This is a genomic window from Nostoc sphaeroides, assembly GCF_003443655.1.
GTDB lineage: Bacteria > Cyanobacteriota > Cyanobacteriia > Cyanobacteriales > Nostocaceae > Nostoc > Nostoc sphaeroides.
In genome coordinates this window covers 1,053,875-1,066,851 of sequence record NZ_CP031941.1, presented here as the reverse complement: position 1 = coordinate 1,066,851, position 12,977 = coordinate 1,053,875, and the positions used below count along the sequence as shown (strand labels likewise).

Annotated in this window: 13 protein-coding genes and 1 pseudogene; 6 read left to right on the top strand and 8 right to left on the bottom strand. The window is 41.0% G+C overall.

Translation table 11 applies throughout. The annotated features are described in order from the left end of the window. Window positions 1-265 precede the first annotated feature (265 nt). Window positions 266-520, bottom strand: coding sequence for a hypothetical protein (locus tag D1367_RS30470; RefSeq protein WP_181985074.1), 255 nt, complete (start codon window positions 518-520; stop codon window positions 266-268). 232 nt (window positions 521-752) lie between these two features. Here D1367_RS30470 and D1367_RS04965 point away from each other — a divergent pair, with 232 nt between their 5' ends. After that, entirely contained in the window at window positions 753-2,099 is a 1,347-nt protein-coding gene (locus tag D1367_RS04965) for an NAD(P)/FAD-dependent oxidoreductase (protein WP_118163882.1), read from the top strand. A gap of 739 nt (window positions 2,100-2,838) precedes the next feature. On the opposite strand, the gene D1367_RS30465 is transcribed toward D1367_RS04965, so the two are convergent. The 4 genes from D1367_RS30465 to D1367_RS04945 form a co-directional block, all read right to left on the bottom strand. Further along, window positions 2,839-3,066, bottom strand: coding sequence for a hypothetical protein (locus D1367_RS30465; protein WP_181985073.1), 228 nt, complete (start codon window positions 3,064-3,066; stop codon window positions 2,839-2,841). Between the two features lie 4 nt (window positions 3,067-3,070). Continuing rightward, on the bottom strand, window positions 3,071-3,547 hold the full coding sequence (locus tag D1367_RS04955; protein WP_118163878.1) for a hypothetical protein: 477 nt from the start codon (window positions 3,545-3,547) through the stop codon (window positions 3,071-3,073). A 238-nt stretch (window positions 3,548-3,785) separates the two neighbouring features. Further along, window positions 3,786-4,229: an HNH endonuclease gene (locus D1367_RS04950; protein WP_118163874.1), complete on the bottom strand. Its 444-nt coding sequence runs from the start codon at window positions 4,227-4,229 to the stop codon at window positions 3,786-3,788. Window positions 4,230-4,238: 9 nt separating this feature from the next. After that, complete coding sequence (locus D1367_RS04945) at window positions 4,239-4,493, bottom strand: hypothetical protein (RefSeq protein WP_118163871.1); 255 nt, start codon at window positions 4,491-4,493, stop codon at window positions 4,239-4,241. A gap of 84 nt (window positions 4,494-4,577) precedes the next feature. Here D1367_RS04945 and D1367_RS04940 point away from each other — a divergent pair, with 84 nt between their 5' ends. Further along, window positions 4,578-4,808, top strand: a complete 231-nt coding sequence (locus tag D1367_RS04940; protein ID WP_118163868.1) for an addiction module protein — start codon at window positions 4,578-4,580, stop codon at window positions 4,806-4,808. After that, a complete protein-coding gene (locus D1367_RS04935; RefSeq protein WP_118163865.1) occupies window positions 4,808-5,098 on the top strand; it encodes a type II toxin-antitoxin system RelE/ParE family toxin in 291 nt (96 codons plus the stop codon). The genes D1367_RS04940 and D1367_RS04935 overlap by 1 nt, the downstream gene beginning before the upstream one ends. Here D1367_RS04935 and D1367_RS04930 read toward each other — a convergent pair. Together D1367_RS04930 and D1367_RS04925 are read right to left on the bottom strand one after the other, a co-directional pair. Beyond that, window positions 5,085-5,321 carry a hypothetical protein gene (locus D1367_RS04930; protein ID WP_118163861.1) on the bottom strand — a complete coding sequence of 79 codons (237 nt, stop codon included), beginning with the start codon at window positions 5,319-5,321 and terminating at the stop codon, window positions 5,085-5,087. The two genes, D1367_RS04935 and D1367_RS04930, sit on opposite strands and share 14 nt — an antisense overlap. A gap of 15 nt (window positions 5,322-5,336) precedes the next feature. After that, entirely contained in the window at window positions 5,337-9,071 is a 3,735-nt protein-coding gene (locus D1367_RS04925; protein ID WP_118163856.1) for a HEAT repeat domain-containing protein, read from the bottom strand. 732 nt (window positions 9,072-9,803) lie between these two features. On the opposite strand from D1367_RS04925, the gene D1367_RS04920 reads away from it, so the two are divergent. From D1367_RS04920 to D1367_RS04915, 3 genes and pseudogenes are all read left to right on the top strand, one after another. Beyond that, window positions 9,804-11,408 carry a PQQ-dependent sugar dehydrogenase gene (locus D1367_RS04920; RefSeq protein WP_118163853.1) on the top strand — a complete coding sequence of 535 codons (1,605 nt, stop codon included), beginning with the start codon at window positions 9,804-9,806 and terminating at the stop codon, window positions 11,406-11,408. A gap of 184 nt (window positions 11,409-11,592) precedes the next feature. Further along, window positions 11,593-11,877 (top strand): hypothetical protein, encoded by a 285-nt coding sequence (locus D1367_RS30020; RefSeq protein WP_147337332.1) that lies wholly within the window; start codon window positions 11,593-11,595, stop codon window positions 11,875-11,877. Then, a pseudogene (locus D1367_RS04915) lies at window positions 11,859-12,023 on the top strand (element excision factor XisI family protein); the annotation flags it as partial. The gene D1367_RS30020 and the pseudogene D1367_RS04915, both read left to right, overlap by 19 nt. 14 nt (window positions 12,024-12,037) lie before the next feature. Here D1367_RS04915 and D1367_RS04910 read toward each other — a convergent pair. Continuing rightward, window positions 12,038-12,616: a Uma2 family endonuclease gene (locus tag D1367_RS04910; RefSeq protein ID WP_118171120.1), complete on the bottom strand. Its 579-nt coding sequence runs from the start codon at window positions 12,614-12,616 to the stop codon at window positions 12,038-12,040. Window positions 12,617-12,977: the final 361 nt, after the last annotated feature.

Here is a 12,977-nt window from a genome sequence, read left to right as displayed (position 1 = left end):
TTTCTGTGTTCGCTACAAGAAACTTTACCTGTAAGCCTTTGCAAAGATTTAATCAAGATATTTTGCAATATATTAAGCTGTACTCAGATGCACTCAAATATGAGTTTGATCAGGCTACAAATTGATTTTCTGTATATGCTACTACTATTAGTATCCTATTATTTGGTTAGGCGAAAAACAGGTTTCTTTATTTTCTTTTAGGATTTGCTGTCTGTATGTATATATACGTTTCCAAATATAGTTATGGCTCATAGTGAATATCTTATTATATAGATGTCTTGACTGATGACTGATGAGTGATGACTGATGACTGATGACTGATGACTGATGAGTGATGACTGATGACTGATGACTGATGACTGATGACTGATGACTGATGACTGATGACTGATGACTGATGACTGATGACTGATGACTGATGACTGATGACTGATGACTGATGACTGATGACTGATGACTGATGACTGATGACTGATGACTGATGACTGATGACTGATGACTGATGACTGATGACTGTCAACCGTCAACCGTCAACCGTCAACCGTCAACCGTCAACCGTCAACCGTCAACCGTCAACCGTCAACCGTCAGCAACTTCAAACAGAATAATTTATTTCTTAGAGTTCGCTAATGACTCATTAGTAACTTTCATTATTTTTTCAATTGTTCTAAATAAACAGCAACCTCTATCATAATGCTGTTACATCTTTGTTAAGAATAGTTACAGCTTCTTAACACAAGGAAATATTGATTATGGCAGTCTCACTAGAGAATAAAGCACCACATCAAGTTGTTATTGTTGGTGGTGGTTTTGGTGGATTGTATGCAGCAAAGGCTTTGAATGCAGCGAATGTAAATGTTACTCTCATTGATAAACGCAACTTTCACCTATTTCAGCCGCTTTTATATCAAGTTGCTACAGGTACGCTATCACCTTCTGATATTTCTGCACCATTGCGATCTGTATTTAAGAAAAGCAAAAATACCAAGGTGTTGTTGGGAGAAGTAAGTGAAATTGATCCGAAAGCCCAACAAGTTATTTTGGGTGATGAAGTAGTACCTTATGATACATTAATCATTGCTACAGGTGCGAACCATTCCTACTTCGGTAAAGATCACTGGGAAAAAGTTGCTCCTGGCTTGAAAACTGTGGAAGATGCCATAGAAATGCGTCGCCGGATATTTGGCGCATTTGAAGCAGCAGAAAAAGAAACTGATCCTGAAAAACGCCGGGCTTGGTTGAGTTTTGTAATTGTAGGGGGTGGCCCGACTGGTGTAGAATTAGCGGGTGCGATCGCAGAGTTGGCATACAAAACTCTCAAAGAAGATTTCCGCAGCATCGACACCTCAGAAACGAAAATTTTCCTATTACAAGGGGGCCCTCGCATCCTCCCACACATGGTTCCAGAGTTATCGGCATCAGCAGCAGTATCTTTGCAAACGTTGGGTGTAGAACTCCACACTCACACCAGGGTGACAAATATTGAAGGTGATATTGTTACTTTCAAACAAGACAATAAATTTACAGAAATTGCCTCAAAAACTATCTTGTGGGCAGCAGGTGTTCAAGGTTCCCCAATGGGCAAAGTCTTAGCAGAAACTACAGGTGTAGAGCGTGATTACTCTGGGCGGGTAATTGTAGAACCTGACTTGTCTATCGAGGGTTATGACAACATTTTCGTAATTGGAGATTTAGCCAACTTCTCCCATCAAGATGCTAAACCTTTACCTGGTGTTGCACCCGTAGCTAAACAACAAGGAGAGTATGTCGGTAAACTAATTCGACGACGGCTTCAAGGTAAGACTTTGCCACAATTTCATTACAACGATGTGGGTAGTTTGGCGATGATTGGGCAAAATTTAGCTGTTGTAGATTTAAGCTTAGTCAAACTCACAGGTTTCATTGCTTGGGCATTTTGGCTACTAGTTCACATCTACTTCTTAATCGAGTTTGACACTAAATTACTAGTAGTATTTCAGTGGGCGTGGAATTATATCACTCGTAATCGTCGCTCTAGATTGATTACAGGCCGAGAAGCTTTTGTAGAACCAACAACTGTTAACGATAGAGTGCAAGAGCCTTCTGTGACATCTCTGTAACTTCAGGTATCACAGCTTAGTTAACGTGTATAGTGGCAAATCTTGGGCGAAGATTAGCTGTTCCAGGAAAAGAATATGGGGATGAAATACCGCCCTCAGCAATTTTGGCAATTTGGCATTTCATGACTTCGAGTTGCAGTTTTAATGGAGATATCAACACAAAGGGACAGTGAAGAAGTTGTACGAGGGATAAGGTAAAACTTTCCGCTTCTGATGTCCCAGCTATGCCAGTTGCCAAATGAGTGCTGTAGAATAGCTCTACATAATTGATACAGCGCTCAACAGAGTTGAGTTACCGCTCTGCAACTGGCTAGAAATCAACAAAACCAAATATACTGGCACTGCGTTTCTATCCCGCCTCGGAATGAATTCCGAGTCTCATAGCTAAAGTCCACTCAAGTGGACTAAATGATTAATTAGTCCACTTAAGTGGACTTGGGCTATCAGCCCTCAACTTCAGTTCTGGGCGGGATATCGGTAAGTGTGACAGTTTCACTCTCAATACGGTTCGGTTAAGCTAAAAGACGCGATAAATCGCCGTCAAGACAAAGGATTAATTATTGTACAGACGGCGATTTATCCCGTCTTTGTGATTTAGTAGAGAATTTTTCGACTTATGTATACACCGTAGCCTAAAAAGAGAGAGGCTTTAAATTTTACTCCCCTTCCCTACAAGGGAAGGGGCTGGGGGTTAGGTCTATATTGCACTTAACAGAGAAACTCTATAATTGCTTCTAAGTCAATTAATGGAGTTCAAAGACTCATTAATGGAGTTCAAAGCCTCATTAATGGAGTTCAAAGACTCATTAATGGAGTTCAAAGCCTCATTAATGGAGTTCAAAGACTCATTAATGGAGTTCAAAGGCTCATTAATGGAGTTCAAAGCCTCATTAATGGAGTTCAAAGACTCATTAATGGAGTTCAAAGGCTCATTAATGGAGTTCAAAGACTCATTAATGGAGTTCAAAGACTCAAGAACCAGATGCAGCTTTAGTTGGTCTACCTTTGATAGCTTTAAAACGTTCACCCAACTGTTCAGCGACAGTTTTTAAGCCTGGAGTCTTTTTCGATGCTGTCTTTACGTAGTCATAAACTGTTAAACTGCTAGTCATTGCTTCACTACCGACTGCCATTAGAGTATCATCTACCTGTTCGGCGAGTTGCTGCACTGAGATTAAAAGTTCAGTAAGCGCAGTGGCTAATTGATAATCCCGGACAAGTTCTTCAACGTCAAAAGTGGCTGGAAGAATTTCGCGGTTAGACTGAGCAGCAGTAACACTATTGTTTACAAAGGCTAGGCTTTTATCGCCCATTTTTACTAACTTGCGTCGTTCTTCAGTGCTGAGAGTAATTAGAAAGGGCATCTTTTGTTGGACTGTCTGTAGCGCGGCTTTGATTTCTTGGATATCTTGTGGCGAAAGGGCGGCTGCAATATTTTGATAGGACATTGTATATTTACCTTGGGAGTTCTAATGATGAGGTAGCAATAGTTGCTAAGTATATAATTCCCATTGGTGGATGCGATCGCACATCATAACCTATTTATTTATCAGTTTTAGAAAATTTGTAGGTTGGGTTGAATGAAGTGAAACCCAACAAAACCCAAAAATGTTGGGTTTCGTTCCTCAACCCAACCTACACCGAAGCGATTTTTTAGGCAAAACCTACGCAACGTTACATCATAACCTATTTTTTTATCTGTTTTAGCGCTGATGCTGAGGGATACTGACCAGATGCAATCAAAGCTTGTCGTTCTATAATGCGATCGTCACTGTTAAAATCTAAGATACGTGTGGTCACTTCACCGATATCTGTTTGATGCTGAATTACAGCCTCATCTAGTCGAAAATGATCACCCCAAAAGTCTCTGCGTGGGTTAAAAAAACGCACAAGTTCGCCAGTTTGCCAATTAATTGAGCCTAAATCCGTTCCTTTTTGCAGGTTACAGAAAATACAGGCATAGCAGAGATTATCTGCTGTTGTAGCGCCGCCGTGTTTGATGTCGATTATATGGTTAACTTGACAACCTGATGATCTATCTACTTCAGAAATAAGACAATACTCGCAAATATGCTCGGCGCGATCGCTAACTAAACGCCGCAATTCTGCATTAATATATGGACGAGACATTTTAAATACTTACTCCACGCTGATGTACTGATTAGCTCTTACTTTTGCTAGTAGCATAATATGCTCTAGCGTGAGGAAATGATCTAACTCTCGCTGGTCACTTCCTGTAAGACCTTCAGTTTTTGCGCGGTAAACAAGATCCTCTAAACGGTCTTTGGCTGCATCCGAGAGTTTGAAATCGATAACGCTTTGGGGAGTAGTTCCAGCAGCAATAAACTCTATAATTTCGTCGTAGACTTTGGTAGTATTTACAGATGTAGTCATAAGATTACCTATTTTTATTTAATTTTACTAATTTACAACGCCACTTTTATAATGGAAATAACCTGCTACTAAATCTGAAAAAGTATGGTTAACACCTATGATGAAATCTTCGATGCTGCATTGTCATTACCTCCAGGGTTAAGAGCAATGCTTGCTGAACATTTGTTTAAAAGTCTGGATGCTGAAAATCAATTAGAAATTGATACTCTGTGGGCAGAGGAAGCAGAGAAAAGATTTCAAGCCGTTGAACAAGGCGAAGTTACTCTAATTTCTGGTGAACAGGTGTTGCGAGAACTGCGTTCCAGGAGTAAGTAATGGCTTATGATTTTCATCCTGATGCCAAAAAAGAATTAGATGATGCTGTTGCTTACTATGACAATATTAGCCGCGAGATGGGGGACGCATTTCTTGCCGAAGTTGAACTAGCTATAAGTCGTATTGAACAGTTTTCAGAAGCATGGACTCAATTATCAAAGAATACAAGACGCTGCCGCGTAGCTAGTTTTCCTTATGGAATCATTTATGCCATCAGAGAGCAGCAAATTTTAATAGTTGCAGTCATGCACCTTCAACATCAACCAAATTACTGGACTAATAGAATCTGATATGCCGAATTGTTCTCCAGCTTTTTACCCGACCTTCAGCAATATCTTTTTTACCTTCTTCAAATGATTCAATAAATCCAGGGATATCAAGTAACTCTTGGGTAGCATCTTCACTCTTCTTATCTGCTAGATATGCTAAAAAATAAGCAACCAGTTGTAAGCGTTCTGAAGATAATACATCTAAATATTGGTTGATTTGCTGACGAACTTCTGTGTTATTCATATTTTTGCAACTCTTTTACTTCTCTAATTGTGCCAACTTCTTCTGAGCAAATTCCCGCACTTGCTCATCTGGGTCATTTTGTGTGCGATCGCGCAACAGTGTTAAAGTCTGAGGATGCTGAGGAAATTGCTTGATAATTATCTCCAGTGCAATGCGCCGAGGGTTCGGGTTATAGGGGGAATCATGGCTATCCTTAAAAGGATCATTAACAACGCACTGGTAGTAGATGTCAAATAACTCAAGCTGATATTTAAAATGTTTAGCTAATTCTTGGACTGCCGCACGTCGCACATACTCATGCTCATCCTGGGTAGCGCGTTCTTTGAGGATGGATTTGGTGTCGGGGTCGTCTTTGAAGTTCTTCGCTAATTCTTTGACTGCTACACCTCTCACAACTCGATCATCATCCTGAGTAGCGCGTTCTTTGATGATGTATTTGGTGTCGGGGTCATCTTTGAAGTTCTTTGCTAATTCTCTGACTGCTGGACTTCGCACATTGTTGTCACTATTTTGGGTAGCGCATTGTTTGAGCCAGATTTTGGTGTCAGGATCATCTTTGAAGTTCTTCGCTAATTCTTCGACTGCTGTACATCGCATATACTTATCATAATCTTGGGTAGCAAGTTGTTTGAGCCAAGTTTTGGTGTTAGGGTCATCTTTGAAATTCTTCGCTAATTCTTCGACTGCTGCACTTCGCACAAACCAGTTCTTATCTTGGATAGCGAATTGTTTGAGCCAGGTTTTGGTGTTGGGGTCATCTTTGAAGTTCTTCGCTAATTCTTCGACTGCTGCACGTCGTACATACTCATGATCATGCTGGGTAGCACGTTGTTTAAGCCAGGTTTTAGTATCAGGGTCATCATTGAAGTTCTTCGCTAATTCTTCGACTGCTGCACGTCGCACTACCCAGCTATCATCCTGGATAGCACTTTCTTTGAGGATGGATTTGGTGTTGGGGTCATCTTTGAAGTTCTTCGCTAATTCTTGGACTGCTGCATGTCGTACATCACTGTCATCATCCTGGGTAGCGCGTTCTTTGAGGATGGATTTGGTGTTGGGGTCATCTTTGAAGTTCTTCGCTAATTCTTGGACTGCTGCACGTCGTACATCACTGTCATCATCCTGGGTAGCGCGTTCTTTGAAGATGGATTTGGTGTCGGGGTCATCTTTGAAGTTCTTTGCTAATTCTTCGACTGCTGCACGTCGCACATACTCATGCTCATCCTGGGTAGCGCGTTCTTTGAGGATGGATTTGGTGTCGGGGTCATCTTTGAAGTTCTTCGCTAATTCTTGGACTGCTGCACGTCGTACATCACTGTCATCATCCTGAATAGCGCGTTCTTTAAGCCAGGTTTTGGTGTTGGGGTCATCTTTGAAGTTCTTCGCTAATTCTTGGACTGCTGCACGTCGTACATCACTGTCATCATCTTGGGTAGCACGTTTTTTGAGCCAGGTTTTGGTGTCGATAGATTCTTGCCAGGTCGTTGCAATTGCTGTAACTGCTTGAGTGCGAATCTCTTTAACTAGCTTAATTTCTTCTCTATAAATAAGTGGGTGGAGGTCATAATAGTACCAGAGGTCATATTTAGTTAAATCTTTTAGTTGGTTGAGTAATTTATTAGCCGTTGACGCGATCGCAGAGCGATTTCTCACCTCTACAAGACACTTAGCCGCTAAAAAAAGATTAACAAACTTTTCCTCTTCGCCATTTTGCGCCATTAAATAATCAAGAATCTCTCCAACAAATTTAGCCTCAATCATTCCCGCAATTAGCAGCAATACTTCATGCCAACTTTCATCTTGCCAGTGTTTGCCAAAAACTTCATTCTTAAGTTCCTCAATAGTCAGCGTTTGCGTTTCTTTAAACTGCCAGACGAACTCCCAAGCACAGAAATATTCTAAAAATGTCCGATGCACAAAAGCATAATAATCCGCACCCAGGAAACATAACATAAAGTTGCGAGTCCGCAGTTGATTAATCATCACCCGCGCAGCTTCTCTGGGTTTATCAAATTCTATAGTTTTGAGATAATCAGTCAGAACTTTGACTAAATCATTTTCATTAATCAAATTACCTGCCAAACCTTTCTCACCAGTTTGCATAAGATAAGCAACCTGACGCAGCATCGCTTGCTTATCTTTATAATCAATAGTTTTGGGGTCTAATCTCTTATCTTCCATCAAAGCACGTTCCACATCCCATTGATGCAGCAGTACCCGCGATGCTTGATTATAAAGCTCGGCTCTATCTCTTGGTAGCTCTTGATTACGATTAAGAATTGCCATCATCGTCAACAGCAGAGGATTTCCCGCCAATTCTGCAATAGATTTGGAAGCTGCAATTCCTCTTTGTAGCCGTTCCCGTTTTCTCAGTTTATCTACTGCATCGGTAAAAGTTAACTCATGCCAACGGTTGATAAAATCCTGAATTTGTTCTGAGTCTAAATCTTGTAATATAAAGTGGCGAAACTCAGCATTAAGCAATCGTTGCGGTTTATAGCCAATAATCCGAGATGTGACAATTACCTGCACATCAGGATAGTCATTAGTAAAGCGATGAATATCAGTAATTACATCCTCTCGCTTACCAGGGTCAAATACCTCATCCAAACCATCAAACATCACTAAGGCATTACCAGCTTTTAATTGTTTATCTAGTTCAAGCTGATTGAGATGATGAACAGCACCACTACATTGATGAAAAAATTCTAGAAAATTATTGCACTCTTTATCTTCCCGTCGCCGCATATAAGTGCGTAACTCAATTAGCAACGGAATTGGTAATGAGATAACATTATCCAGTGGTGAGTCAGCCCAATTCAAAGCCAGAAATTGCAACAATGTAGACTTACCTGAACCAGGATCGCCCAAAATCACAAGATGTTTATAATCTTGCTTTTTATTGACAACATCTAAAACTGAACGGATCGGCTGTTCAAAATAAACCCGTTTGTGGCGTTCTAATTCTTCTAATTCCACTTCTGCTTCTACTTGGTCAGTTTCTCGCAGCCGTCTAAGATGTTCTTTAGGCAGTTCGTGAACTTGTGCTAAAACTTGATGAGTTTCTCGAACATTTTGAGCAGTAAAAATCCGCCATAATTTAAGTTCGTTATAGGCATAGCCGCTAGTATCTAAGCTGTCTAACTTGACATTGCCATAGCGTTCACAGATTCCTTCTTGATATTTAACTAAATTAAAATCTACAATAACACCAGCAATCTCTTTGGTATTTATTTCAATATCAGATAACTTTTGTAATTCTAGGATATGGTGTAACTCTTTTGAATCTAAAAGAAGCTCTTGGACTTGTGTTAAATACTGTTCTGTAATTGATTGCCAGTTAAACTTAGGTGGCAGAGGTTTTAATTGCAGCCTGTTCCAACTATCTTCTAGGGTTTTAGCGTCGAGAGATTCACAATTAATATCAAAAGCTTTACCAAGAATTTCTGTAACCGACTTATCGCTGATAAATTTCTGGATGTCTGTGGTGTACTCTTTAATCTCAGTTTCAGCCAGTTTGCAACGAACCTTTAACTGCTGCTGCATGAGTTGCAAAAATTCTTTTAAGGCTTTACCAGCAGCAATTTCTATGTCTTCCTGCTTAAGTTTCTGGAAAATCTTGCCAGGAATGCCTTTTAATAAATCTTTAGCCCAATCTTTAGCAGCATCCTTGGCTAAGTCTTCCAGAATGGGTTTAAAAATCAATCCGGCGGCCTGAGTTACACCCCAAATAGTTAACCAGTCCAGCATAATACTCGCTTCTGTTGAGATTTTGATTACGAGTATATACACTAGCTTGAGTCATGTTTCCAGATTTCAGGATTATTGCAGAAATATCGCAGGTATTTGAAGAACCTCTCTCTAAATCTCTCTCCTAAAAGGAGAGAGACTTTGAATTTTCCTCCTTCCCGACACGGGAAGGGGGTTAGGTTTGGCGTTGTTTTTTTAGATCAATTGCTAAGTGCGATGTCTACGATGGTCACTGAGCTTGCCGAAGTGCGGGCTGCGCCTACGCAATTTCCCCACTGCACACTCACTTTTACTACAACCATGATCTGCCGCCAGTTACTGTAAGTGATATGTGCCATGAATAACTATAGTAATTTTACTAGATTCAATTCATTCTTTGAAAAAAACCAACGCTGAAGACTTGGTTTTTTCAAACACAAATTTGGCTTTTTGACCTGGAAATAACGCCGTTAAGACGCTCTGTACAATGGTTTTGGGCGTAGATAGGGAGGTGATAATTCCGTTAATTTTGAGGAATTTTTTGGTTGGAAAGAGCGATCGCTCTGCCTTTGTTTATAGCTTTCGATTCACCCATTTGTTGATTAGTTAAGAATAATAAGAGTATATGAATACTTCTTAAGTACTTTAAAAAACTAGTACCCCTGAGTTAACTTTATTCAAACTCCGGGTAGAATCAGCTAGCCGGGTGTTCTGCGTAATATAAATCACTACAAGGCTAGAGGAAAGTTCAAAATGGTTGCATTTGCTTTAAAACCAATACAGATAGTTAGAGGCATACTATCCGCATCGCTACTGAGTCTGATGTCCTTAGAGGTTCTTACCACCGCAGCGATCGGTCAACCGCCTGCTGCCTCTGTTCAAACTAAGCTGAAAGTGCCTAGTACAATGAACTTTGCGCCCTTTAACATCAACCGTTACTTGAAAGTGCCGCCCAATTTCTCCATCTCTGTTTATGCTCGCATTAACAAAGCTCGCTTTATGGCAGTTGCTCCCAATGGGGATCTTTTAGTATCACAACCTAGTACAGGTAAAGTATTACTTGTCCGCCCAGATGGCAGCAAAGACCCAATTATTTCTGATTTCGTGACAGGTCTACGCAAACCACACGACATTGTGTTTCACAAGATTGACAACACCACATACGTTTATATCTCTGAGACTCATCAAATTAACCGCTTCATCTACAAATCTGGAGATAGAATCGCCAAAAATCGCCAAATCGTTGTAACTGGTTTACCAGACAGCAGCACACGGGAACTCAAAGGTGCTTATGGTCACGAATTAAAAAATATCGCCCTTGATGCCAATCACAAACTGTACGTGTCGATCGCCTCTACGTGCAATGCCTGCAAAGAAGATACTGTCAGTACCCCAAAGCGCGGTGCGATTTACCAGTACAACGCTAATGGAACCAATCAGAGGCTTTTTGCCCAAGGTTTACGTAATGCCGAAGGATTAGCATTCTTACCTGGCACAAATGACCTTTGGGTAGTCGTTAATAATCGAGATAACATCGCCTATCCGTTCAACGATAGCAGTGGCAATTACGGTAAGATTATTCCCTCTTACGTAGACAACCACCCACCAGAGGAGTTTACGAAAGTCAGAGATGGCGGTAACTACGGTTGGCCATTCTGCAACCCCAATCCTGATACGTCAACTGGCCTCAACAATATGCCATTTGACCGCGACTATCAGTTCAATCGTGATGGAAGTGTTAATTGCAACGCAATGGACAGGATTAACAAGGGTATTCAAGCCCATTCGGCTCCCTTGGGACTAACATTCTTACAAAATACCAAGTTTCCCAGCCTGTACTCAAGTGGGGCAGTGACGGGGCTACATGGTTCATGGAATCGGCAGAAGAAAACGGGCTATAAAATAGCTTACTTTCCCTGGAACAATACGACAAAGACTCTAGGGGAGGAGATGGATTTAGTCAACGGTTGGCTAATTCCAAGAACGGAAGAAGTCTGGGGGCGACCGGTGGATATGGTAGTCGATCTGCAAGGTAATTTGTTAATTTCGGATGACTACAGTGGTACTATCTACAAGCTCTCTTACACGCCGCCAGCACAGGTTAAGGTCTACAGAGATCCTAATTTGGCTGGACTTTCCCAGTCTTTTCCTGCAATTTCAGGAGTATACAAAGCCATCCAAGGTGACTTAAATGTTGTTGGTAATGACGCTATTAGCTCCTTAAGTGTACCGCCAGGTAGAGTGGTACGTCTCTGCCAAAATGAAACTGGTGGTCGATGCCGTGAGTTTAGTGCTGGTGATTATAAATCTATTGGAGCTGACTTCGATAACTCAATATCGTTTATAGAAGTCAAGTAGCACTACTCAACGAATTTTAGATTTTAAATTTTGGATTTTGGTGAAGCAGCGCGGTCTTGGGGGTTTCCCCCATGAGCGACTGCTGAACCCGAAGGGATTGAATAATTTAAAATCCAAAATTTAAAATAGTCCCAGAATAAGGGAATTTAAACGCGAGAACAATTTTATTAGCCAAAATCAAAAATTGAGTCACCTGTGCTGCTTTTGGCTTATTGTCCTGCAATCAACTAGAAACCGCGATGTCTACGACGGGCTGGGCGATCGCTATTTGTGGATGGATCTAGGTTGGGATGGCGAATGCCTACGGCAGGCTACGCGATCGCCGCATTCATGGCTGTCTGGTTCATATTGCAATACGGTTCAGTTAAGGATTTTTGGTACTAATTTTAGACCTGTAGAGACGCGAAATTTCGCGTCTTTACCAAGGTTTTTGGGCTTAACTGAACTGTATTGGTTCATATTGACCTGATTAATGGCAAAATCTGGATTCAACGGGATGGCACTGAAGAAGGCATTGCCGCCGATTTAGAACGGGCTGGAATTCCTAAAGAACACATCGTCCTTGGCTTTCGTCCACCGGAGTTAAGACCCTACACAGGTTATGCAGTTGCTTAAAGAGCGTATTCTCTTTATTCTTCAGTGGTAAATACAACATCTTCATACAGTAGTTCAATCGGACATTCAAATTCAATGCTTGATAGAGTGATGATATCGTAAGCCGTGTAGGGATAGTAAAGCCACATCCTACCCTCACCCCGACAGTAACGCTCAACGGAGATTTTTTCCGAGTCAATCAAGATATATTCTTGCAAACTGGGTATTGTCAGATAATAAGTAAATTTTTCACCCCGATCTTTAGCGCTTGTACCTGGCGAAAGAACTTCGGCAATTAGCTTGGGATGTTGAATAAATTTGCGGGCATTGAGGTCTTGAGGGTCGCAACTGACAATAACATCAGGATAATAGTAGCGGCTCTGAGGAGTAAGTTGCACTTTCACGTCTGACACATTCGCTCGACAACCTCTGGAACGCACATGAGGGCGTAAGGCAGTGTACAAGTTAAGTGCAATGTCGTTATGGGGAATTGTACCGCCTGTCATGGCAAATACTTCGCCATTGGCATATTCGTAGCGAAGGTCTTGCTGAGGTTCCCATTCGAGATATTCCTCAACGGTCATTTCTAGCGGCTGTTGGGGGATGGCTATCATAACTAAGATTTTTTCAGGCTTGGTTTGATTGTAGCTAAATGACACTCTGAGAATTCAGGTTATCGGGAAAACCTCACTTCTATTTCTCTCTCCTTCTAGGAGAGAGACTTTGAATTTTCCCACTTCCCGACACGGGAAGGGGGTTAGCGGGTTAGGTTTTTTGCTAAGGTTTGTAATGAGCAATTCAGAAAATTCATTGCGATCGCTCAATCATGTTAGATTATAGTTTGTTGTTTCTCTCAAACACAAAATCTGAGAGTTTCCTACCCATCTCCTCATTGTGGGAATCAAAAAAAAGGAGTTAAAAGTTAATTTTTTTGAAAATTATGTGCAGCAACACATCTATTTCCATTAGCTTATG